Origin of the sequence: Zestomonas insulae (genome assembly GCF_016901015.1) — a bacterium.
GTDB lineage: Bacteria > Pseudomonadota > Gammaproteobacteria > Pseudomonadales > Pseudomonadaceae > Aquipseudomonas > Aquipseudomonas insulae.
On the sequence record NZ_JAFEUP010000001.1, the window covers coordinates 694,374 to 716,689 of the forward strand.

The 22,316-nt window shown below is 62.5% G+C and carries 25 protein-coding genes and 2 tRNA genes; 5 read left to right on the forward strand and 22 right to left on the reverse strand.

What is annotated here, in order from left to right; genetic code table 11:
• Window positions 1-60: 60 nt before the first annotated feature.
• The 4 genes from JQX08_RS03335 to dapA all read right to left on the reverse strand — a co-directional run bounded on the left by JQX08_RS03335 (window position 61) and on the right by dapA (window position 3,276).
• A tRNA-Ser gene (locus tag JQX08_RS03335) sits at window positions 61-150 on the reverse strand.
• 139 nt (window positions 151-289) lie between these two features.
• Entirely contained in the window at window positions 290-1,159 is an 870-nt protein-coding gene (locus JQX08_RS03340) for a phosphoribosylaminoimidazolesuccinocarboxamide synthase (protein ID WP_204914695.1), read from the reverse strand.
• A gap of 97 nt (window positions 1,160-1,256) precedes the next feature.
• Window positions 1,257-2,378: an NlpB/DapX family lipoprotein gene (gene bamC, locus JQX08_RS03345; protein WP_204914696.1), complete on the reverse strand. Its 1,122-nt coding sequence runs from the start codon at window positions 2,376-2,378 to the stop codon at window positions 1,257-1,259.
• A gap of 19 nt (window positions 2,379-2,397) precedes the next feature.
• Window positions 2,398-3,276, reverse strand: a complete 879-nt coding sequence (dapA, locus tag JQX08_RS03350; RefSeq protein ID WP_204914698.1) for a 4-hydroxy-tetrahydrodipicolinate synthase — start codon at window positions 3,274-3,276, stop codon at window positions 2,398-2,400.
• Between the two features lie 168 nt (window positions 3,277-3,444).
• Here dapA and JQX08_RS03355 point away from each other — a divergent pair, with 168 nt between their 5' ends.
• On the forward strand, window positions 3,445-4,005 hold the full coding sequence (locus tag JQX08_RS03355; protein ID WP_204914700.1) for a glycine cleavage system transcriptional repressor: 561 nt from the start codon (window positions 3,445-3,447) through the stop codon (window positions 4,003-4,005).
• A gap of 17 nt (window positions 4,006-4,022) precedes the next feature.
• Complete coding sequence (locus JQX08_RS03360; RefSeq protein WP_204914702.1) at window positions 4,023-4,496, forward strand: peroxiredoxin; 474 nt, start codon at window positions 4,023-4,025, stop codon at window positions 4,494-4,496.
• Window positions 4,497-4,536: 40 nt separating this feature from the next.
• Here JQX08_RS03360 and JQX08_RS03365 read toward each other — a convergent pair whose 3' ends face one another.
• Both JQX08_RS03365 and JQX08_RS03370 read right to left on the reverse strand, forming a co-directional pair.
• A complete protein-coding gene (locus JQX08_RS03365; protein WP_204914704.1) occupies window positions 4,537-5,616 on the reverse strand; it encodes an AI-2E family transporter in 1,080 nt (359 codons plus the stop codon).
• A gap of 25 nt (window positions 5,617-5,641) precedes the next feature.
• Window positions 5,642-5,893 carry a sulfurtransferase TusA family protein gene (locus tag JQX08_RS03370; protein WP_204914706.1) on the reverse strand — a complete coding sequence of 84 codons (252 nt, stop codon included), beginning with the start codon at window positions 5,891-5,893 and terminating at the stop codon, window positions 5,642-5,644.
• Window positions 5,894-5,992: 99 nt separating this feature from the next.
• On the opposite strand from JQX08_RS03370, the gene JQX08_RS03375 reads away from it, so the two are divergent.
• Window positions 5,993-7,426, forward strand: coding sequence for a M48 family metalloprotease (locus JQX08_RS03375; protein WP_204914707.1), 1,434 nt, complete (start codon window positions 5,993-5,995; stop codon window positions 7,424-7,426).
• 60 nt (window positions 7,427-7,486) lie between these two features.
• Here the strand turns inward: JQX08_RS03375 and nadA are convergent, their stop codons facing one another.
• The 16 genes from nadA to JQX08_RS03455 all read right to left on the reverse strand — a co-directional run bounded on the left by nadA (window position 7,487) and on the right by JQX08_RS03455 (window position 20,209).
• Window positions 7,487-8,545: a quinolinate synthase NadA gene (nadA, locus tag JQX08_RS03380; RefSeq protein ID WP_204914709.1), complete on the reverse strand. Its 1,059-nt coding sequence runs from the start codon at window positions 8,543-8,545 to the stop codon at window positions 7,487-7,489.
• Window positions 8,546-8,644: 99 nt separating this feature from the next.
• Window positions 8,645-8,720, reverse strand: a tRNA-Lys gene (locus tag JQX08_RS03385).
• A gap of 56 nt (window positions 8,721-8,776) precedes the next feature.
• Window positions 8,777-9,451: a 7-cyano-7-deazaguanine synthase QueC gene (gene queC, locus JQX08_RS03390; RefSeq protein WP_204914714.1), complete on the reverse strand. Its 675-nt coding sequence runs from the start codon at window positions 9,449-9,451 to the stop codon at window positions 8,777-8,779.
• Between the two features lie 145 nt (window positions 9,452-9,596).
• Window positions 9,597-10,412, reverse strand: coding sequence for a tol-pal system protein YbgF (gene ybgF, locus JQX08_RS03395; RefSeq protein WP_204914715.1), 816 nt, complete (start codon window positions 10,410-10,412; stop codon window positions 9,597-9,599).
• 6 nt (window positions 10,413-10,418) lie between these two features.
• Window positions 10,419-10,916, reverse strand: a complete 498-nt coding sequence (gene pal / locus JQX08_RS03400; RefSeq protein WP_204914716.1) for a peptidoglycan-associated lipoprotein Pal — start codon at window positions 10,914-10,916, stop codon at window positions 10,419-10,421.
• A 55-nt stretch (window positions 10,917-10,971) separates the two neighbouring features.
• The gene (gene tolB / locus JQX08_RS03405) at window positions 10,972-12,270 is read right to left on the reverse strand and encodes a Tol-Pal system beta propeller repeat protein TolB (RefSeq protein WP_204914717.1); all 1,299 of its coding nucleotides are present in this window, start codon (window positions 12,268-12,270) and stop codon (window positions 10,972-10,974) included.
• The gene (tolA, locus tag JQX08_RS03410; protein WP_204915323.1) at window positions 12,267-13,232 is read right to left on the reverse strand and encodes a cell envelope integrity protein TolA; all 966 of its coding nucleotides are present in this window, start codon (window positions 13,230-13,232) and stop codon (window positions 12,267-12,269) included. The genes tolB and tolA overlap by 4 nt, the downstream gene beginning before the upstream one ends.
• Entirely contained in the window at window positions 13,229-13,687 is a 459-nt protein-coding gene (gene tolR / locus JQX08_RS03415) for a protein TolR (RefSeq protein ID WP_204914719.1), read from the reverse strand. The genes tolA and tolR overlap by 4 nt, the downstream gene beginning before the upstream one ends.
• Window positions 13,688-13,698: 11 nt before the next feature.
• The gene (gene tolQ / locus JQX08_RS03420; protein WP_204914721.1) at window positions 13,699-14,394 is read right to left on the reverse strand and encodes a protein TolQ; all 696 of its coding nucleotides are present in this window, start codon (window positions 14,392-14,394) and stop codon (window positions 13,699-13,701) included.
• A gap of 2 nt (window positions 14,395-14,396) precedes the next feature.
• Window positions 14,397-14,843: a tol-pal system-associated acyl-CoA thioesterase gene (gene ybgC, locus JQX08_RS03425; protein WP_204914722.1), complete on the reverse strand. Its 447-nt coding sequence runs from the start codon at window positions 14,841-14,843 to the stop codon at window positions 14,397-14,399.
• Window positions 14,844-14,945: 102 nt separating this feature from the next.
• Window positions 14,946-15,992 carry a Holliday junction branch migration DNA helicase RuvB gene (gene ruvB / locus JQX08_RS03430; RefSeq protein WP_204914723.1) on the reverse strand — a complete coding sequence of 349 codons (1,047 nt, stop codon included), beginning with the start codon at window positions 15,990-15,992 and terminating at the stop codon, window positions 14,946-14,948.
• A 20-nt stretch (window positions 15,993-16,012) separates the two neighbouring features.
• Entirely contained in the window at window positions 16,013-16,618 is a 606-nt protein-coding gene (gene ruvA, locus JQX08_RS03435; RefSeq protein WP_204915324.1) for a Holliday junction branch migration protein RuvA, read from the reverse strand.
• Window positions 16,619-16,632: 14 nt separating this feature from the next.
• Window positions 16,633-17,157 carry a crossover junction endodeoxyribonuclease RuvC gene (gene ruvC / locus JQX08_RS03440; RefSeq protein WP_204914724.1) on the reverse strand — a complete coding sequence of 175 codons (525 nt, stop codon included), beginning with the start codon at window positions 17,155-17,157 and terminating at the stop codon, window positions 16,633-16,635.
• Between the two features lie 158 nt (window positions 17,158-17,315).
• On the reverse strand, window positions 17,316-18,062 hold the full coding sequence (locus tag JQX08_RS03445; RefSeq protein ID WP_204914725.1) for a YebC/PmpR family DNA-binding transcriptional regulator: 747 nt from the start codon (window positions 18,060-18,062) through the stop codon (window positions 17,316-17,318).
• 61 nt (window positions 18,063-18,123) lie between these two features.
• Window positions 18,124-19,899: an aspartate--tRNA ligase gene (gene aspS, locus JQX08_RS03450; RefSeq protein ID WP_204914726.1), complete on the reverse strand. Its 1,776-nt coding sequence runs from the start codon at window positions 19,897-19,899 to the stop codon at window positions 18,124-18,126.
• Between the two features lie 46 nt (window positions 19,900-19,945).
• Window positions 19,946-20,209, reverse strand: coding sequence for an FmdB family zinc ribbon protein (locus JQX08_RS03455; protein WP_204914727.1), 264 nt, complete (start codon window positions 20,207-20,209; stop codon window positions 19,946-19,948).
• Between the two features lie 303 nt (window positions 20,210-20,512).
• Here JQX08_RS03455 and JQX08_RS03460 point away from each other — a divergent pair, with 303 nt between their 5' ends.
• Both JQX08_RS03460 and JQX08_RS03465 read left to right on the forward strand, forming a co-directional pair.
• On the forward strand, window positions 20,513-20,983 hold the full coding sequence (locus tag JQX08_RS03460; protein WP_204914728.1) for a Dps family protein: 471 nt from the start codon (window positions 20,513-20,515) through the stop codon (window positions 20,981-20,983).
• A gap of 109 nt (window positions 20,984-21,092) precedes the next feature.
• Window positions 21,093-22,160 carry a GGDEF domain-containing protein gene (locus JQX08_RS03465; protein ID WP_204914730.1) on the forward strand — a complete coding sequence of 356 codons (1,068 nt, stop codon included), beginning with the start codon at window positions 21,093-21,095 and terminating at the stop codon, window positions 22,158-22,160.
• Window positions 22,161-22,316 lie beyond the last annotated feature (156 nt).

Below are 22,316 nucleotides of genomic sequence, written 5' to 3' on the forward strand. Positions count from 1 at the left end.
GCGCTTTCCGCACCGCAAACAAAAAGCCCCCGAAACTCGCGTTTCGGGGGCTTTTCAATTTGGCGGGGAGATAGGGATTCGAACCCTAGGTGCCATTGCTGACACAACGGATTTCGAATCCGTCCCGTTCGACCACTCCGGCATCTCCCCCAAGTCGGCGCGCATCATAACAGTTCGCGGCGCCAAGTCGAACCCCTGTCGTAAATTTTTTGTCTGCTTTCAGATGCTTGCGGTCGGCTGGCCAACAAAAAGGGGCGCCATGGCGCCCCTTCTCGATACCGCCGACGAATCAGCGGGTCAGACGCGTCAGCGCCTCGCGGTACTTGTCGGCAGTCTTCTGCGCCACCTCGGCGGGAACTGCCGGGGCCGGCGGCTGCTTGTTCCAGCCGGTCGACTCCAGCCAGTCGCGCACAAACTGCTTGTCGAAGCTCGGCGGGTTCTGCCCTTCGGCGTAGCTGTCGGCCGGCCAGAAGCGGCTGGAGTCGGGGGTCAGCGCCTCGTCCATGAGGGTCAGGGTGCCGTCTTCGTCCAGGCCGAACTCGAACTTGGTGTCGGCGATGATGATCCCGCGGGTCGCCGCGTACTCGACTGCCGCGCTGTACAGGGCAATCGCCGTGTCACGCACCTTGGCCGCCAGCTCCCCACCGAGCAGCGCCTCGCACTGGGCGAAGGAGATGTTCTCGTCGTGGTCGCCGACCGCCGCCTTGGTCGACGGGGTGAAGATCGGCTGCGGCAGCTTGGCCGCTTCCTGCAATCCGGCCGGCAGCTGGATGCCGCAGACGGTGCCGCTCTTCTGATATTCCTTCCAGCCCGAACCGACGATGTAGCCGCGCACGATGGCTTCCACCGGCACCGGCTTGAGGCGCTTGGCCACCACCGCACGCCCTTCCACCAACGGTAGCTCGGCGGCCGGCACCACGTCCTCGACGCGATCGCCGGTGAAGTGGTTGGGGACGATCCCGGCCAGCTGGTCGAACCAGAAATTGGAGATGGCGGTGAGGATCTTGCCCTTGTCCGGAATCGGCTCGTTGAGAATCACGTCGAACGCCGACAGACGATCGGTGGCGACCATCAGCATGCGTTTGGCGTCGATTTCATAGAGGTCGCGAACTTTGCCCGAATAGATTTTCTTCAGGCTCAGGCTGCTGGGAGTGCTCATTTCGGAATATCCGCCTCTGGCAAAAAGAAACAGGCGAAACCCTGTCGGGTTTCGCCCATTGATGTGGACATCTCGCTCGCGGCCCGCAGGCCGCCGATCAGCCGAGATGTTCCTGAATGATGCTCAGCACGCGACGGGCCACATCGGCCGGCGCCACGGTGTTGAGATCCTTCTCCACGGTGACCTGAACGCTGTCGCCCACGGTGGTCAGGCGTACCTGATAGCGCTCGGCACGCTTCTCCAGCTCTTCATCGCTGGGCGAGCTGCCCCACATGCGCGTCCAGAAGCCCGGCTTCTCGTCCTCTTTCTTCGCGTCTTCGGCGAGGTTCACGTAGTACAAGCCGAGCGAGCGGTTGAGGTCGTCGACCCGCACGTTACCGCTGTCGAGCGAACGGCCGACGCTGGACCAGGCGCGATCGAAATCAGTGCCCAGGGTCAGCACCGGGTTGCCGCTGCCGTCTTCCGACAGGCTGACGCGGTTCGGCGCGTCGTAGTCGCGGGCCGCGAGCAGCGACACCGAACCGCCCTGCTCGACACCACGCGACATGCTGGCGAGCATCTCGTCGAGCAGCGCGCCGTCGAGGCTGGCATTGGTGGATTTGCTCGGGAACTCGACATCGGCGGTGCTACCGGCCGGACGCTCGGCGCTGACCACGAAAATCTCGCTGGTGTTGCGCTGCACGCCCGGTTCGATGCGCACCCGCACGCGGGTCTCGCTGTCCGGGGCGACGCCGCTGACGCGGCTGCTCAGGCGGCGCGCCATGCTCGCGGAGAGCTGGTCGAAACGCTGCCAGGCGGTGCTGAACTCGCCGGTCTGCGGACGCTCGCCGGTGATCTGGAAGCCGTTGTCTTCGAAGAACTGGCGAGCCATCGGCCAGACTTCGGCCGGGGCGCGCTGCGCCACCAGCCAGCGCGACTCGCCGCTCTTCTGCAGGCTGAATTCGCGCGAGTCGGCTTGCGCCGGCAGCGACTGCGGACGCGGCACTTCGTACTCGCCGCTGGCGGTTGAGTCGGCGACGTTGCGCGGGATCGGCAGCAGCGGGTCGAGCTTCTTGGGTTGCGCGATATCCTGCGGCATCTGCATCGGTGCGGTCTGCCGATCGCTCAGGTAGTCGCTGCCGCGATCGCGGAAATAACCATCATCGCCCCAAAGCCAACCGCAACCGCTGGTGCTGGAGATAATCAGGGCAAGCGCGGAGAGTCCGGCCAGTCGCTTCATGCGTAATTCTTCCTCGGGATTAGGCCAGGACGGCGCTCTGGCGCAGCGCTTGGCGCAGCGGTTCGTGGCAACGCGGGCTGAGCCAGGTCAGGGGTAGACGGATGCCTTCTTGCATCAGGCCCATCTCGACCAGCGCCCACTTCACCGGAATCGGATTGGATTCGATGAACAGGTTCTTGTGCAGTGGCATCAGGCGGTCGTTGATCGCTCGCGCGGTGGCGGCGTCACCGGCCATCGCCGCGGCGCACAGGTCGCTCATGGCGCGCGGTGCGACGTTGGCGGTCACCGAGATGTTGCCTTTGCCGCCCATGAGCATCAACTCGACCGCGGTCGGATCGTCACCGGAGTAGACCAGGAAGTCCTGGCTGACCCGATCGAGGATTTCCTTGCCACGCTGCAGGTCGCCGGTGGCTTCCTTGATGCCGATGATGTTAGCCACCTTCGACAGACGCTCGACAGTCTCCGGCAGCATGTCGCAGGCGGTACGCCCCGGCACGTTGTAGAGGATCTGCGGAATCGCCACCGCTTCGGCGATATGCCGGAAGTGCTGGTACAGCCCTTCCTGGGTCGGCTTGTTGTAGTACGGGGTAACCAACAGGCAGGCGTCGGCACCGGCGGTCTTGGCGTTCTCGGTCAGTTCGACGGCCTCGCGGGTCGAATTGGCGCCGGTGCCGGCGATCACAGGAATGCGTCCGGCAACCTGGTCGACTACCCGACGAATGACTTCGATGTGTTCCTGCACGTCCAGCGTGGCCGATTCGCCGGTGGTTCCGACCGCGACGATGGCATTGGTGCCTTCTTGCAGGTGGAAGTCCACCAGCTTGCTCAGGGCGTCCCAGTCGAGCCGTCCCTGTGCATCCATAGGCGTGACCAGCGCCACCATACTGCCCGCAATCATGCAACCACTCCTGCCGGAAAAAAGAGAGCCGTAATGGTACTGGCGCCACCTGCCTTGTACAAGCGAGGCGCCGAGTGGCAAGCATTCCCCTGAGCGGCAGTTTTCGCTACCCTTCCGGCTTTGCTCGGCAGTGATCCTGCCGAGCACCCATCGCTTTAGGAATGCTGCATGTCCACCCCCCCCGTTCGCGAACAGTTCCTTGTCATTAGCGCGCTCGGCGCCCAGCCGATGGCGTTGACCAACGTACTGTCCCGTACCTGCACCGAAAACCGTTGCGCGATCACCACCACCCGCCTGACTCGGCACGGCGAGCTGAGCGCACTGGTGCTGCAGGTATCCGGCAGCTGGGATGCGCTGGCACGCCTCGAAGCCGGTTTGCCGGCATTGGCCAAGCGCCACGCGTTTAACGTCAGCGTGGTGCGCAGCTCGGTCTCGGAAAGCCGCCCGGAAGCGCTGCCCTATGTCGCCTACGTCAGCGCGGCGTACCGTCCAGACATCCTCACCGAGCTGTGCCAGTTCTTCATCGACCACAACGTCGAGCTGGAGAACCTCACCTGTGACACCTACCAGGCGCCCCAGACCGGCGGCACCATGCTCAACGCCACCCTGACCGTCACCCTGCCCTCCGGCACCCAGATCAGCTGGCTACGTGATCAGTTCCTCGATTTCGCCGACGCGCTGAATCTGGACGCCCTGATCGAGCCGTGGCGTCCACAGACGCCCGCCTGAGCCACAAGGAGACCGTCATGGCCGTTACCCTCGATGCCGCCGTTCCCGCCTTCCAGGCTCAGGCCACCAGTGGCAAGCAGATTTCTCTGGCGGAGCTCCAGGGCCAGCAGGTGGTGCTGTACTTCTACCCGAAGGACAACACCCCGGGCTGCACCACCGAAGGCCAGGACTTTCGCAACCGTTACTCCGAGTTCCAGGCCGCCAACACCCTGGTGTTCGGTGTATCGCGCGACAGCCTGAAGTCGCACGAGAACTTTCGCTGCAAGCAGGAGTTCCCCTTCGAGCTGATCAGCGACGCGGATGAAGCCATCTGCAAACTGTTCGATGTGATCAAGTTGAAGAAGCTCTATGGCCGCGAGTACCTCGGCGTCGACCGCAGCACCTTCCTGATCGACAGCCACGGCGTGCTGCGCCGGGAATGGCGCGGCGTGAAGGTGCCCGGCCATGTCGAGGCGGTGCTTGCCGCGGCCCAGGCGCTGCACCAGGCCTGATCCCGGCCCCATGAAAAAAGGCCGCAACTGCGGCCTTTTTTCATCCCTCAGCCGCTACCAGCGGCGGCACCGACGGTTGCTGCGGCCAGGCATCCAGCACTGCCTTGAACAGGGTCGCCAGCGGGATGGCAAAGAACACTCCCCAGAAGCCCCACAAACCGCCGAACAGCAGCACGGCACAGATGATCGCCACCGGATGCAGGTTCACCGCCTCGGAGAACAGCAGCGGGACCAGCACGTTGCCGTCGAGCGCCTGGATCACCGCGTAGATCACCATCAGGGTAATGAACTGGTCGCTCCAGCCCCACTGGAACAGCGCAATCAACGCCACCGGCACGGTGACGACCACGGCGCCGACATAGGGCACCACCACCGACACGCCGACCAGCAGCGCCAGCAACGCCGCGTAGTTCAGTCCCAGGGCAGCGAATGCCGCGTAGGTCGCACCGCCGCAGATGACGATCTCCACCGCCTTGCCACGGATGTAGTTGGCGATCTGCTGGTTCATCTCCTGCGCCACGTGGGTGATCAGCGTGCGCTCCCGCGGCAGATAGCCGCGGAACCAGCGACCCATCAATTGGTGATCTTTGAGGAAGAAGAACACCAGGATCGGCACCAGCACCAGATAGATCAGCGCATTGACCAGCAGCCACAGGCTGGACAGCGAGAAGGTCAACAGCATCTGACCGAACTTGGCCAACTCGCCGCGCACCGCCTCAATCGCCTCCAGCACCTGCACATCACTGACCAGATGCGGATAGCGATCCGGCAGCACCAGCAGCAGCGACTGACCCTTGCCGAGCATGCCAGGCAGCTCGTTGAACAAGGCAATCACCTGCTTCCACAGCAGCGGCACCAGGACCATCAGAAACACCGCCAGCAAGCCGATGAACAGCGCATACACCGACCACACCGCCAGCATGCGCGGCATCCGCCACTGCTGCAGCTGGCGCACCAGCCCCTGCATCAGGAACGCCAGCACCATGCCGGCCAGTACTGGCGCCAACATGCCACCCAGGGTGAGGATCGCGGTAAAACCCAGGACCAACAGCACAGCCAGCACCACCGCCTCTTCATCAGAGAAGTAGCGCTGCATCCAATCGCGAAACACCTTGTACATCCGACAGCTCCCAGCAACCCGCCCGTCAGGCTTTGCGTAACCAATAGCGGTAAACGCCCGCCTCGCACTCTTCGCGCAGCAGCGTGTGTCCGGCCAGGCTGGCGAACGCCCGGAAATCGCGCTGCGAACCGGCATCAGTGGCGATGACCTTCAGCACCGCGCCGCTGGGCAAACGATTCAGCTCCAGCTTGGCCTTGAGCAATGGCAAGGGACAATTCAGGCCGCTGGCATCCAGCTCGGCGTCGCAGGCCTCGGCCCGCTCTACTGCGTCGGTCATCGTGGGTCTCCGGAAGAAGGCTCTAGGATAACGTACAACCCTGGCCAGTTGACCAAGCCGACAGCTACAGTAGTGGCTTTGCCGCCATGAGCCCTGTGCATGAATCTATTGCGCCCCACTCTCTTGACGCTCGCCTGCCTGCTCGCCCCGTTTTCCCTGGCTGACGACCTGCCGTCGCTCGGCGACTCCAGCTCGTCCATCGTCTCGCCGGAGCAGGAGCATCAACTCGGGCGCGCCTGGCTCAGCCTACTGCGCGGCCAGGTCGATCAGCTGCACGACCCCCTCCTCAAGGATTTCGTCGAAACCAGCGTCTACCGCCTGGCCGAATCCAGCCAGGTGCAGGATCGGCGCCTGGAATTCGTCTACATCAACAGCCCACAGCTCAACGCCTTCGCCGCCCCCGGCGGTATCGTCGGGGTCAACGGCGGCATCTTTCTCTACGCGCAGAGCGAAGCCGAATACGCCTCGGTGCTGGCGCACGAACTGGCGCACCTTTCGCAACGCCACTTCGCCCGCGGCATCGAAGCGCAGCAGCGCATGCAGATCCCGATCATGGCCGCCATGCTTGCCGGTATCATCGCCGCCGCCGCCGGTGCCGGCGACGCCGGCATGGCCGCCATCGCGTCAACCCAGGCAGCGGCGATCCAGGAGCAGCGCCGCTTCTCCCGGCAGAACGAACAGGAGGCCGACCGCATCGGCTTGCTCAACCTGGAGAAGGCCGGCTACGACCCACGGGCGATGCCGAGCATGTTCGAGCGCTTGATGCGCCAGTACCGCTACGATGCCAAACCGCCGGAATTCCTCCTGACCCACCCGGTCACCGAGTCGCGGATCGCCGATACGCGCAACCGCGCCGAACAGTTCCGCAGCGGCGGTACGGAAGACAGCCTCAGCTACGAACTGCTGCGCGCGCGGATCATGCTGACCTACGAAGAAACCCCGGGCGTCTCGGCCAAGCGCTTTCGCGCCATGCTCGACGAAGATCCGAAGAACGACTCCGCGCGCTACGGGCTAGCCCTGGCACTGGTCAAGAGTGGCCGGCTCAACGACGCCCGCGACACCCTGAAAGAGCTGCTGGATAAGGCACCGAACAACGTCTATTACAACCTCGCACAGGTCGACATCGACGTCACCGCCAACCGCCTCGACGACGCTCAGCAGCGCGTGCAGCGCCTGCTCGGCCAGTTCCCCAACGTCTATCCCCTGCAGCAATCGCGCATCGACCTGCTGCTCAAACAGGGGCGCCCTGCCGAAGCGGAGAAGGCTCTCGACGCGCTGCTAAAAACCCGCCCGCACGATCCAGATGTCTGGTACCAGGTCGCTGAAACGCGCGGTCAATCCGGGAACATCATCGGCCTGCACCAGGCACGCGCCGAGTACTTCGCCCTGGTCGGCGACTTCGACCAGGCTGTCGAGCAACTCGGCTTCGCCAAGCGCCGGGCGGCCAACAACTTCCAGCTCGCCTCCCGCATCGACGCGCGCCAGAAGGAAATTCTCGAGCAGCAGAAGCTGGTCAAACAGATGTTGCGCTGAGGTTTGCAGCGCCCACAAAAAAGCCCGGCAGCGACCGGGCTTTTTTGTGGGTGGGTGAAGTCAGGCGTTGCCAGCCAGCTTCAAGCGCGCAGCCTGGGTGAAGTCGAGCATACGGCGCAGCGGACGCATCGCTCGCGGCACCAGCGCGGGATCGACGAAGATTTCATTGCTGCCCTCGCGAAGGCACTGCAGGGTGCGCTCCAGGGTGTTCATCGCCATCCACGGGCAGTGCGCGCAGCTGCGGCAGGCCGCACCATTGCCGGCGGTGGGCGCCTCGACGAAGGTTTTGTCCGGGCACAGCTGCTGCATTTTGTAGAAGATGCCGCGATCGGTAGCGACGATGAAGGTCTGGTTCGGCAGCGTCTGCGCGGCCTTGATCAGCTGACTGGTGGAACCCACCGCGTCAGCCAGCGCTACTACCGCCTCCGGCGACTCTGGATGGACCAGCACCGCAGCGTCCGGGTAGAGCGCCTTCATGTCCTCGAGCTGCTTGGCCTTGAACTCTTCGTGGACGATACAGGCACCGTCCCACAGCAGCATGTCCGCGCCGGTCTCACGCTGGATGTAGTTACCCAGGTGCTTGTCCGGCGCCCAGATGATCTTCTCGCCGTTGTCCATCAGGCTTTCGACGATCTCCAACGCGCAGCTGGAGGTCACCACCCAATCAGCGCGCGCTTTGACTGCTGCCGAGGTATTGGCATAGACCACCACCGTGCGGTCCGGATGCTCGTCGCAGAACGCGGAAAACTCGTCGATGGGGCAGCCAAGATCCAGCGAGCAGGTCGCCTCGAGAGTCGGCATCAGCACGCGCTTTTCCGGATTGAGGATCTTCGCGGTCTCGCCCATGAATTTGACGCCAGCGACCAGCACAGTCTTCGCCGAATGCTGGTTGCCGAAGCGGGCCATTTCCAGCGAATCGGACACGCAACCACCGGTCTCTTCGGCCAGCGACTGTAACACTGGGTCGCAGTAGTAGTGCGCGACCAGCACCGCATCCTGCGCCTTGAGCTCGGTGGCAATGGCCACGCGCAGCTGCGCCTCTTCTTCAGCCGTTAGCGGCTTGGGCTGCTTGGCGTCGAGGTGGGCCTTAACTAGAAGTCGCTCTGGAATATGCGTCATGTTCGCTGAACCTGCTTGCGAGGAATACGATTATACCATCCGCTAAACAGCGGCTAGGTGCGCAAGGAGAAAACGACGGGAGGTGAAGCGAGGAAGGAGTGGTGGGTCGTGTAGGATTCGAACCTACGACCAATTGGTTAAAAGCCAACTGCTCTACCAACTGAGCTAACGACCCAACGGCTGTGCATGATACTGATTTAATTCATAAATTCAATACCATGTGAAAAATTTTTAGGCGTAGCGGGTCGGATCCGCAACACCGGCAGCAAGGAACCCTTCGCGCCGCAAGCGACAGCTATCGCACTTACCGCACGCACGCCCGTCCTCATCCGCCTGATAGCACGACACGGTCGCAGCATAGTCGACGCCATGACGAAGCCCGGCCTGGATGATATCGGCCTTGCTCAGGTGCTGTAATGGCGCACGAATCGCAAAGCCCTGCCCTTCGACCCCGGCCTTGGTCGCCAGATTGGCCATACGCTCAAATGCAGCAACGAACTCGGGGCGACAGTCGGGGTAGCCGGAATAGTCGACCGCGTTGACGCCAATGAAGATGTCACGAGCGCCCAGCACCTCGGCCCAACCCAAGGCCAACGCCAGAAAGACCGTGTTGCGCGCCGGCACGTAGGTCACCGGAATGCCCTCGCCTTCCCCCTCTGGCACGGCAATGGTGGTATCGGTGAGTGCTGACCCGCCGATGCCATTCAGACTCAAGCCGATGACCTTGTGCTCGATGGCACCCAGACTCGCCGCCACACGCTCGGCCGCGCGCAGCTCTGCCCGATGCCGCTGCCCGTAGTCGAAGCTCATGGTGTAGCAGACATAGCCTTGGGCACGGGCGATGGCCAGCACGGTCGCCGAGTCCAGCCCACCAGACAGCAGAATCACCCCAGGTTTGTCAGCCATCTCTGTACCTCATGGCGCCGTGGCGGCACCTATCAACTGTAGTCATCGGTAGCGCGGCGCGGCTGAACTCTGCCGATAATCAGCGAGTGGCACCCATCAATGAAAAAGCCCGCGATAGACGCGGGCTTTTTTCTCAATCACTGGCTTACAAGCGCTGCAAATCGCGCTGCGCCAACTGTGCGGCCGAGGTACCGGGATACTGCGCAATGATCTGCTGCAGGATGCCCTTGGCCTTGTCGGCACGCCCGAGGCGTTGCTCGACGTCGGCAAGCTTGTACAGCGAATCCGGCACCTTGGGATGCTGCGGATACGCCTGACTTACACGGGCAAACGCCTGCCCCGCCGCCTGCAGATCGCCCTTGGCCAGATTCACTTCACCCAACCAGTACTGCGCGTTGCCGGCGTACTGACTGTTCGGGTATTTGCGCAGGAAAGCGGTGAAGGCCTGACTGGCCTTGTCGAAATCCTTGGCCTTGATCAGGTCGAACGCCGCGTCGTAATACAGCTTTTCCTTCGCAGGGTCGCCCGGCTCGGCACCGGCTGCGGCCTGCTGATTGGCGGGCGCCGCCGGGGAAGTGCCGGCGCTCGCAGCGCCGGCAGCGGAATTCTGTTGGGCAGCACCAGCTCCGGCGGCACCACTGGCCAACCGACTGTCGAGATCCTGATAGCGCTCCAGGCTTTCCTGTTTGAGACGCTGAATCTCGTTCTGCTGCTCTTCAACCATGCCGCGCAAACGCGCGACTTCTTCTTGCATCTGTTGCAGCTGCATGAACAGCTCGCCTTGCGCGGAAGACGGGGTAGTGACCCCGCCTCCAGCGTAGGCGCCATTCGTGCCATAACCCGCAGGCGGATAGGTGCTGCCGGCATATCCGGCATTGCTATCGACTACAGGAACTTCCGCCCAGCTCGCCAGAGGCAAGCTGAGCGCCAGAACGGTCAAAGCACGATGGCTAAAGCGCATGACGAATTACTTGCGCAGTTCGACGCGACGGTTCTGAGCCCAGGACTGCTCGTCGTTGCCGGTAGCAACCGGACGCTCTTCGCCGTAGGAAACGACTTCCAGCTGAGCCGGGGAAACGCCCTGCAGAACCAGGTAGCGCTGAACAGCCTTGGCACGACGCTCGCCCAGAGCCATGTTGTACTCGCGGGTACCGCGCTCGTCGGTGTGGCCTTCCAGAGCGACGCGAGCGCCGTTGGCTTTCAGGTCCTTGGCGTGAACGTCCAGAGCGCGCATGGCTTCCGGCTTCAGGTCGGAGCTGTCGTACTCGAAGTAGAAGGTGGTAATAGCGCGCAGAGCGGCCTCTTCGCTCAGGCTGCCGTCAACACCGCTACCGTTGGCGTTGTAGCCAGCGTTCGGATCAACAGCGCCTTCGCCAGCGGTGTCGCCGCCTTTGGAGGAGCAACCCACAGCCACGGCCAGAGCCAGGCTCAGCGCAGCAAACTTACCAAACTTCAGCATTTCCATTGTGAAACTCCTAATGAACCCCAGGTGTGTAAAAGCAAATCAGTTATACGCCGCATCAGTTCAGGTAAGGGGACCAGGAAGGCTCTCGGACATCGCCTTGAGCGGTTGGAATCGGGAGCCTCACGCGTCCATTGGTGGACACGAGCATCAAGACTCCCCGGCCCTGCTGGCGGGTGGCGTAGATTAACATGGTGCCGTTAGGCGCGACAGTGGGCGAGTCATCCAGGCTGGTCTCGGAGAGGATGCGCACACTCCCCCGCTGCAGGTCCTGGGCAGCCACTTTGAAGTTGGTGTAACCGTCCTGGCGATGGATCATCACCAGGGTCTTCTCGTCAGCCGACAGTTTCGGGTTGGCGTTGTAGTTACCGACGAAGGTCACGCGCTGCGGCTCACCGCCACCGATGCGCGCTTTGTAGATCTGCGGTTTGCCGGCACGGTCGGAAGTGAAGTACAGGGTTTGCCCGTCAGCACCCCAGAACGGTTCGGTGTCGATAGCGAAGTGGTTGGTGACGCGCTGCAGCTGCCGCGAACCGAGATCCATCACGTAGATTTCCGGGTTGCCATCCTTGGAAAGCACGAACGCCAGGCGATTGCCGTCCGGGGAAAACGCCGGCGCGCCGTTCAGGCCTTCGAAATTGGTGATCTGCTCGCGGCGCCCGGTATCGATGTGCTGGATGAAGATGCGCGGGCGACGCTGCTCGAACGACACATAGGCAATACGACGGCCATCCGGCGCGTAGCGCGGCGACAGAATCGGCTCACGCGACTGCAGCAAGGTCACCGCGCGCGCGCCATCGTAGTCGGCGCGCTGCAGGGTGTAGCGGGTGTTGTTGGTCGAGAAACGCTCGGCGGTCACGTAGAGCATCCGCGTGGAGAACGCGCCCTTGATGCCGGTCAGTTTCTGGAACGACTGGTCGGCCACGTAGTGCGCCATGTCGCGCAGCTGATCGACCGAGCCACTGACGCTGCCGGACATCACCTGTTGCTCGGTGGTGACGTTGAACACCGCGAACTGAATCTGCAGGCGCCCACCGGCCGGCACGATGCTGCCGACCATCAGGTACTGCGCACCCAAGGCCTTCCAATCGCGATAGATCACTTCGCTGGCCTGAGTCGGCAAACTGATCATGTTCTGCCGCGGAATCGGCTCGAAGAAGCCCGAATTGCGCAGGTCGTTGCCAATGATGGTGGACATGTCCTCAGGCAGCACGGTGCCGCCCTGCCAACCAAATGGCACTACGGCAATCGGCGTAGCGCGATCGGTGCCCGTGGTGACCAATAGCGGGTCAGCCGCCTGAACGCTGCCGGCCAGCAATGCCAAGCCGAGCAACGCGATACGAATCAGGGTGTTCACAGGTCCAAATCCTCCGGTTTGAAGATGATGCTGCGCTGCCGATACATGCGGTCAAAGGTCGCGCGGTCCAGCTGTTGCATCTCAGGTATACGCCCGACGTTACGCACTGCGGCCACGGCGGAATTGTCGAACGGGGCATCGCCACTGGAACGGCTGATGCTGGCGTTGGTGATGGTGCCGTCTGGCAGCATCGAGATCACCACCTCGACGCTCATGCCGTTGCGCGCCGATGGCGGGCGCTGCCACTGCTCGCTCACCAGCTTGATGATCAAGTCATCTAGACTGCCCGCCACCTGGTCACCCTGGGTGTCGGCCAGCGCCTGCTGGCGCTCGGTGGTGTCGGACAGCAACTCGGCGAGGGCCTGGGCCTTCTTGTCCTCGGCGGACTTACGTGCAGCTTCCTGTGCAGCTTTTTTCTTCGCGGCATCGGCTGCGGCTTTCTTTTTCGCGTCGTCAGCGGCCTTTTTCTTCGCTGCTTCAGCCGCCGCCTTTTTCTTGGCTTCTTCCGCGGCTTTCTTCTTCGCCTCGTCTTCGGCCTTCTTCTTGGCGAAATCAGCTTTCTGCTTCTCTTCCGCCTTCTTGGCTTCCGCTTGCTTCTGCGCTTCGGCCTGCTTAGTCGCTTCTGCCTTTCGAGCCTCTTCGACTTTCTTTTGTTCCGCGGCCTTGGCAGCCTCCTGTTTCTGCTGCTCGACCTTCTTCTGCTCGAGCTGCTCGACTTCGTACTGACGGGACGCCGTCTTCTTCGCCTCGCCAGCGATCTTCTGATTGGTCTGGGTGGTAGCCTGGCTCTGCGACTTCAGCTGATACAGGGTAGTCTGGATCACCGGGCGAGCCGGCGGCAGCTCAGGGGTAAAGGCAAAGCTGACGAACAGCGTGCCGAACAACAACGCATGCAGCGTCACCGCCCAAATGGCCGGCCAGAAATAGCTTTCCGAGGAGGAGCGTTCGCTCTGCTGCATCAGGGCGCCTCGGTGATCAGCCCGACATTCGAGACGCCGGCTTGCTGCAGGCCACCCATGACCTTCATCACAGCCTCGTACGGGACCTTTTTGTCGCCGCGCACGAACACCTGCACTTTTTTACCCTGGCGGCTGTTCTCCGCCATGATGCCGCCCACTACCCCGACCAGCTTGGGCAGCTCAGTGGCGGTTTCGCTCTGCTTGCTCTGATCCGGCTCGACCTCTTCACCCATATTCCAGTAGTAGCTCTGGTCGGCCTTGATCGAGATGGTCAGCACCCGCGAGTTATTGTCCTGCGGCAGCGCCTCACTGCTGACCTTGGGCAGATCGACCTTGACGCCCTGGTTGAGCATCGGCGCGGTGACCATGAAGATCACCAGCAGCACCAACATCACGTCGATGTACGGCACCACGTTCATTTCGGCGACGGGTTTGCGCCGGTTGCGAATTCTTGCCATGGACGACGGCCTCAATCTTCGCTGGTGTGCACTTTGCGGTGCAGGATCGCCTGGAATTCGTCAGCGAAGGTGTAGTAGCGCCCGATCAGCATTTCGCCGCGAGCAGCGAAACGGTTGTAGGCAATCACCGCCGGAATCGCCGCGAACAGACCGATGGCCGTGGCGATCAGCGCCTCGGCAATGCCCGGCGCCACGGTGGCGAGGGTGGCCTGCTGTACGGCCGCCAGGCCGCGGAAGGAGTTCATGATCCCCCAGACGGTACCAAACAGGCCGATGTACGGGCTGGTCGAGCCGACAGTGGCCAGGAACGGCAAGCTCTGCTCAAGCTTCTCTTCCTCGCGGGAAATGGCTACGCGCATGGCGCGCGCCACACCGTCCATCACCGCATCCGGGTCAACGCCGGACTGCTGGCGCAAACGCGAAAACTCCTTGAAGCCCGCGCGGAAGATCTGCTCGACGCCGGAGTCCGGGTCGGGATTGCTGCCGGCCTGGCGATACAACTTGGACAGGTCGATGCCCGACCAGAAGCGCTCCTCGAACACGTCCAGTGCGCGCTTGGCGGCACGCAGCATGGTGCTGCGCTGGAAAATCATGATCCAGGAAGTGACCGAGGCGGCCACCAGGGTCAGCATCACCAACTGGACCACCAGACTGGCGTTACTGATCAGGCTCCACATGGAGGTATGGTCGACGACGTTAGCTTCCACGCTTAATCTCCTGCAGGGGATAGACCCTGGCCACTGGCGAAGGCTGAACGCAGCGCTTCGGGGAGGGCCCGGGGTTTCAAACTGTCGGCGCGCACGCAGGCCACCAGGAACTGCCCTTCGCAGAGCAGCGCATTATCCGCAACCCGCCGCACCTGTTGACGAAAGCGCAGGCTGGCACGGTTCAATTCGATTACTTCGGCGGTAATACCCAGCTCATCGTCCAGCCGCGCCGGTGCGTGATAACGCGCCTCACTGGAATGGACCACGAACAACAGGTTGTCGCCCACCAGCTCCGACTGGGAAAAACCCAACTGCCGCAGCCGCTCGGTACGAGCCCGCTCCATAAACTTGAGGTAATTGACGTAGTAGACGATGCCGCCGGCATCAGTGTCTTCGTAGTAGACGCGACAACGATGTGCGTACGAACCAGCCTCATTTTGCGCGCGCATACTCTAGTGCTTACTCCCTGCGTTGCCAATCACGCTTGGCAACTGTTTTTCATGAATTCCGAATACCACCATCAGCGCCGCAAGCACCATCGGACAGGCCCTTCACTCGCCGGTGAACAAATCAGCCGTGGGTAATTCGCCCATGCGCTTGGGCACATTGAGCCCGAAGTGCAGGTAGGCATGGCGGGTCACGACCCGCCCACGCGGGGTGCGCATGATGTAACCCTGCTGAATCAGGTACGGCTCCAGCACGTCCTCAATGGTATGCCGCTCCTCGCTGATCGCCGCCGCCAGGCTGTCCACCCCGACCGGCCCACCGTCGAACTTCTCGATCATGGTCAGCAGCAGGCGACGATCCTGATGATCGAAGCCGCGCTCGTCGACATCCAGCAAGTTCAGCGCCAGATCAGCCGTTGAACGGGTGATCTGTCCCGGCGCACGCACTTCGGCGTAATCGCGCACTCGGCGCAGCAAGCGGTTGGCGATGCGCGGCGTGCCACGCGCACGGCGGGCGATCTCCAATGCACCCTGAGCCTCGAGACCCAGACCGAGAATTCCCGCCGAGCGGCGAATGATGGTCGCCAGGTCATCGGTGCCGTAGAACTCCAGACGCTGCACGATACCGAAACGGTCACGCAGCGGATTGGTCAGCATGCCAGCGCGCGTGGTGGCACCAATCAGGGTGAACGGCGGCAGGTCGAGCTTGATCGAGCGGGCTGCCGGCCCCTCACCGATCATGATGTCGAGCTGGAAATCCTCCATCGCGGGATACAGGACTTCCTCGACAATCGGCGACAGGCGATGAATCTCGTCGATAAACAGGACGTCGCCGGCTTCGAGATTGGTCAACATTGCCGCCAGGTCGCCGGGACGCTCGAGCACCGGCCCGGACGTGCTCTTGATCGACACGCCCATTTCCTGGGCAATGATGTTCGCCAAGGTGGTCTTGCCGAGCCCGGGCGGCCCGAAGATCAGCGTGTGATCCAAGGCTTCACTGCGCCCCTTGGCCGCCTGGATGAACAGCTCCATCTGCTCGCGCACACTCGGCTGACCGATGTACTCGGCCAGGCGCAGCGGGCGAATCGCGCGATCGAGCTGCTCTTCGCGGTCGCGTCCGGTGGCGGTAATCAGGCGGTCGGCTTCGATCATCAGGCGTTTTCCACTTAGGTTCAGGCCATGCCCTTGAGGGCACGCCGGATCAATTCTTCGCTACTCAAGCCCGGTTCCTGGATGGCCGCCACGGCGCGGCTGGCCTCCTGCGGTTTGAATCCGAGGGTAATCAATGCGCTGACCGCATCATTCTCCGCGCTTGAGACTGCGGCGCCGCCGCGGGGTTCCGCGACCAACGGAGCAATCGCCGGCATGGTTTCCCAGGCCTTGAAACGGTCCTTCAATTCCACCAGCAGGCGCTCAGCGGTCTTCTTGCCGACGCCCGGAACCTTGATCAGCGCGGAAGTATCCTGGGCCTGCACGCAGCGCACCAACTCGTCCACTTCCAATCCTGACATCAGCGCCAGGGCCAACTTCGGTCCCACGCCATTTAGCCGGATCAGCTCGCGAAACAGCTCGCGGTCGCGCTTTTCATAGAAGCCATACAGCAAATGCGCATCTTCGCGGACGACCAGATGCGTGTGCAGGGTCACCGGCTCACCCACGCCCGGCAGACGATATAGGGTGGTCATCGGTACTTCCAGCTCATAACCGACGCCATTCACATCCAGAATCAAAGACGGCGGCTGTTTCTCCGCCAAGGTGCCGCGCAATCGTCCGATCACAGTCATTCCTTACTTCAAAGACGCAGACGGCCGCCGCGCCGCTTGGCGCTGGACAGGCCGTGGGGGATCAAACTGGAACGGGTATGGGCATGGCACAGGGCGATCGCCAGCGCGTCCGAGGCGTCGATCTGCGGCTTCTGCACCAACCCCAGCAGGTGCATGACCATCATCTGCACCTGCTGCTTATCCGCCGCGCCAGTGCCAACGACCGCCTGCTTGACCTGGGTGGCGGTGTATTCGGCGATTTCCAGCCCTGCCTCCGCCGCCGCGACAATCGCCGCGCCGCGCGCCTGCCCGAGCTTCAGTGCCGAGTCAGCATTGCGGGCCATGAACACCTGCTCGATTCCCATGGTTACCGGCCCGTAGGTCTGAATCACCTCGGCAACCCCACGAAACACTGCGCGCAGGCGCTCTGGTAAGGCGCCACTGCCCGTGCGAATGCAGCCCGACGCCACGTACTCACACCCACGGGCGCCCGCACGCACCAGGCCGTAGCCGGTGATTCGCGAGCCGGGGTCGATGCCAAGAATCAGCGTCATGGGTGGTTACGCCGGCTGCGGCGGCCTCACTGTCTATTTATCCAGTTCGCGAGTATATGGGTAGCCTAACGCGACGTCACCGAAATCCGCCAATAAAAAACCGGAAGCCTCGGACCACATGACCCGAACGACTTCCGGCAGATTGTGGCGCAAGCGGATCAGCCCAGCTGTTCCATGAGCTCGTCCGGAATCTCGGCGTTGTGGTAGACGTTTTGCACGTCGTCCAGGTCTTCCAGCATGTCGATCAGCTTGAGGACCTTCTGCGCAGTTTCCAGATCGGTGACCGGCGCACTGATCGACGGGATCATCGCCACTTCGGCTTCGTCGCCCTTGAAACCGGCCGCGGTCAGCGCCTCATTGACCGAAAGAAAATCGGCAAACGAGGTAAACACCTCGACCGAGCCGTCGTCCTGCGCCACCACGTCATCAGCACCAGCCTCCAACGCCGCCTCCATCAGGGCATCTTCGCTGACGCCAGGCGCGAAGCTTATCTGCCCCTTGCGCTCGAACATGTAGGACACCGAACCATCGGTGCCGAGGTTGCCACCGCATTTGGTGAACGCATGACGAACATCGGCCGCGGTGCGATTGCGGTTGTCGGTCATGGCCTCGACGATGATCGCCACGCCACTCGGTGCGTAACCCTCGTAGCTCAGCTCGACCATGTTGTCCGCCTCGCTCGAGCCGGCGCCGCGAGCGATGGCACGATCGATGGTGTCGCGGGTCATGTTGGCGGTCAGCGCCTTGTCGACTGCGAGGCGCAGACGCGGGTTGTCCGCCGGATTGCCGCCGCTCTTGGCGGCCACGGTCAACTCACGAATCAGCTTGGTGAATATCTTGCCGCGCTTGGCGTCCTGACGTCCCTTGCGGTGTTTGATGTTGGCCCACTTGGAATGCCCGGCCATAACTCACTCCGTACTTCAATTCGAAAGTCCCCTCCCCCGGCAGCAAGGGAGGGGCACAGCCTTACTCGGCCTTCTGCTGCTCGCGCAGGCGAATGTGCAGTTCGCGCAGTGCCTTGGCATCGACCACACCTGGCGCCTGGGTCATCACGCAGGCGGCGCTCTGGGTTTTCGGGAAGGCGATCACTTCGCGAATCGATTGCGCGCCGGTCATCAGCATCACCAGGCGATCGAGACCGAAGGCCAGGCCACCATGCGGCGGCGCACCGAACTTCAGCGCATCAAGGAGGAAGCCGAACTTCTCCTGCTGTTCTTCTTCGTTGATGCCAAGCACGCGGAACACGGTTTGCTGCATGGCCTTGTCGTGGATACGGATCGAACCACCGCCCAGCTCGGTACCGTTCAGCACCATGTCGTAAGCCCGCGACAGCGCGGCGGCCGGATTGGCCTCCAGCTCCGCCGGGGTGCACTTCGGCGAGGTGAACGGGTGGTGCAGCGAGGTCAGGCTGCCATCGTCGTTCTCTTCAAACATCGGGAAGTCGACCACCCACATCGGCGCCCACTCGCAGGTGAGCAGCTTGAGGTCATGACCGACCTTGATGCGCAGCGCGCCCAGCGCGTCGCAGACCACCTTGAAGCGGTCGGCACCGAAGAACACCAGGTCGCCATCCTGCGCACCAACGCGATCGAGGATCACGTTGAGGTTGGCCTCGGGGATGAACTTGACGATCGGCGATTGCAGGCCGTCAACACCCTTGGCGCGCTCGTTGACCTTGATGTACGCCAGGCCCTTGGCGCCGTAGTTGCCGACGAACTTGGTATAATCGTCGATCTGGCTGCGCGGCATGTTCGCCGCACCCGGTACGCGCAACGCGGCGACGCGACCTTTCGGATCGTTGGCCGGGCCGGAAAACACCTTGAACTCGACGGCCTGGAGCTGATCGGCGACGTCCACCAGCTCCAGCGGAATACGCAGGTCCGGCTTGTCGGAGCCATAGCGGCGCATGGCTTCCTCGAACGGCATGTGCGGGAACTCGCCGAACTCCAGGTCCAGCACTTCCTTGAACAGCTGGCGAATCATCTTCTCGGTGATGGCGATGATGTCGCTCTCGTCGAGGAAGCTGGTCTCGATGTCGATCTGGGTGAATTCCGGCTGGCGGTCGGCACGCAGGTCTTCGTCACGGAAGCACTTGGCGATCTGGTAGTAGCGGTCGAAGCCGGCCACCATCAGCAGCTGCTTGAACAGCTGCGGCGACTGAGGCAAGGCAAAGAAGCTGCCGGCGTGGGTGCGACTCGGCACCAGATAGTCGCGCGCGCCTTCCGGAGTTGCGCGGGTCAGGATCGGCGTTTCGACGTCGAGGAAGCCGTTTTCGTCGAGGTAGCGACGGATGCTCGAGGTGATGCGCGAACGCAGCTTGAGCTTCTCCGCCATCTCCGGACGACGCAGGTCGATGAAGCGGTAACGCAGGCGGGTTTCCTCGCCGACGTCGGTGTACTCGTTGAGCGGGAACGGCGGGGTTTCCGCTTCGTTGAGCACTTCCAGCTCATAGCCCAGCACCTCGATGGCGCCGGAAGCCATGTTGGTATTGACCGCACCGGCCGGACGCAGACGCACCTTACCGGTGATCTTGACCACGTACTCGCTGCGCACACGGTCGGCCTTAGCGAAGGTCTCCGCACGATCCGGATCGAACACCACCTGAGCCAGGCCTTCGCGGTCACGGATATCGAGGAAGATCACGCCGCCATGGTCACGACGACGGTGGACCCAACCGCAAAGGGTGATTTCCTGGCCGTCCAGGCTCTCGTTCAACTGGCCGCAATAATGGCTGCGCATCATGATGGGGGCTTCTTCTCTCTAAAAGTCGGGAAATCGTTCAGGGCCGTCAATCGGCCGCACAGGCACCGGCGCCGCATCCGCCGGCCTGGCACGCCGGGGCATTGTCGCCGGCGAGATTCTTCTTCGCGCCGGTCTTGAAATCGGTTTCATACCAGCCGGCGCCCTTGAGGCGAAAGCCAGGAACAGACAGCATTTTGGTCAATTCGGGCGCGAGGCAGGTCGGGCAATCGACCAGCGGCGCATCGCTGAATTTCTGCAGGGCTTCCAGCTGATGGCCACAGGACGCGCACTGATACTCATAAATAGGCATCGTGTGTTTCCGATCATCGAACATGCTTGCCGCAGACCACTGGCCGCAGCAAAGAGCGGGATTATATATGGTTCATGCAACCCGTGCAGCCAAGGCAGGCAGCTCTACAGGAGAGGCGCAAGGCGCTCATTTGGACTGAGCTCGCAGCCCGTCCACGGGCGATACGGGACAGCAGCAGCGCACTGCGATCGATAGCCAGCAATCATAGGTTTGATTGACACAAGCCAAGAGGACGCCGCAAACGGCCATGCTAGGCTGTGTCCATCAAGGGGCTCACCACCCGCTTAGCAAAGGAGAAACGGTATGGAAATCAACATCGGCATCGCTGAACAGGATCGCGCTGCTATCGCCGACGGTCTGTCGCGCCTGCTTGCAGACACCTACACGCTGTACCTGAAGACCCACAACTTCCACTGGAACGTCACTGGCCCGATGTTCAACACCCTGCACCTGATGTTCGAGGCGCAGTACACCGAACTGGCCCTGGCGGTTGACGCCATCGCCGAGCGCATTCGAGCCCTGGGCTTCCCGGCTCCCGGAACGTATGCCGCCTACGCCCGCCTCTCCTCCATTAAAGAAGAAGAAGGCGTGCCCGCCGCCAATGACATGATCAAGCTGCTGGTTCAGGGCCAGGAAGCCGTAGTGCGCACCGCACGCGGCATCTTCCCCCTGCTCGACAAAGTCAGCGACGAACCCACCGCCGACCTGCTCACCCAGCGCATGCAAGTGCACGAGAAGACTGCCTGGATGCTGCGCAGCTTGCTGGCCGCCTGACCTTCGAGCGCCCGACAGGCCCGGTTACCCAACCGGGCCCTGCACTAGGCGGCAGCAAATCGCCTGTTCTATGCTCTGCACCATCTACCGCCTTTCCACAGTGACGTGAATGAATCCGCCGCCCAAAAGCCCGAGCATCCTGGAACTCTATCCGGAACAAACCCGCGAGGCGGCGACGCTACTCAAACAAGCCGTTCCCCTCATGGTTCGCCATGACATCCCACCCAATCCGGTTCACTACGCGCTCTGGTACACCTACAGCCAGGGCCAGCATGCCGAACTGAACCGGCGAATGGACAAGACGGTCAACGACTTCAACACCTTTCCACCGGAGACCGCGGTCAAACTGTTTCGCGAGTTCGTCATTCGCGGCGAACTGGAAGAAGCCCGCGCCGGCCAGCAACAGGTCATCGACCTGGTCGACAACATGGAAGGTGACGTATCGGGCAATATCGTCCACAACCAGGCCTATCAGCAGAGCCTGAATCAGGGCCTGGCCGCACTCCACGAGCCAATCATCGACGACCTGCCGAACGTCCTCAGCGACCTGCAACTCAGCACCCAGCAGATGCAGGCGGAGCAGGAGCGTTTCCTCCAGCGACTGCATGCGGCACAGGATGAAATCCTGCACTTGCGCAGCCAACTGCAGCGCGCGCACCTGGCAGCCAACCTGGACAGCCTTACCCAGGTCTTCAACCGCCACGCCTTCACCCGCCTGCTCGAGCAAACCCTCGCCAGCGGCCACGAAGGCGTTGGCCTGGTGATCCTGGATATCGACCACTTCAAGCAGTTCAACGACCAGTACGGCCACCCGCTCGGCGATCGCGTCCTGCAGCACGTCGGCCAACTGCTGCGCGACCTCCTCCCTACCCGCGCCATGGCTGCGCGTTACGGCGGCGAAGAGTTCTGCATCATCTTGCGCGACTGCGACGGCACCCACAGCATGCGAGGCTTCGCCGAGCAATTGCGCCTGAAGATCCAGGCGCTGCGCGTCAAGGTGCGCCGCACCGATCAACTGCTGGACACCATCACCGCGAGCTTTGGCCTGGCCATGGCCCAGCCCGGCGACAATCTGGAAAGCCTGCTGACCCGCGCCGACGATGCGCTGTATCAAGCCAAGCGCAATGGCCGTAACCAGGTTTTCCTCGCCACCCCTCAAAGCCCGCTAACCGCTTGATTTGAGCGCCCTCCGGCTTTCCTGTTAAATACCCACTGCCGCCTTGCAATACAGCCTGCCGGCGGCGATCGGGCATGACACCACGCGCGTCACGCGCACACTCCTCTCGTTACAGGCGTAGGCGCCATGCTCGCTTTTATCTGTTTTAAGTCTTAA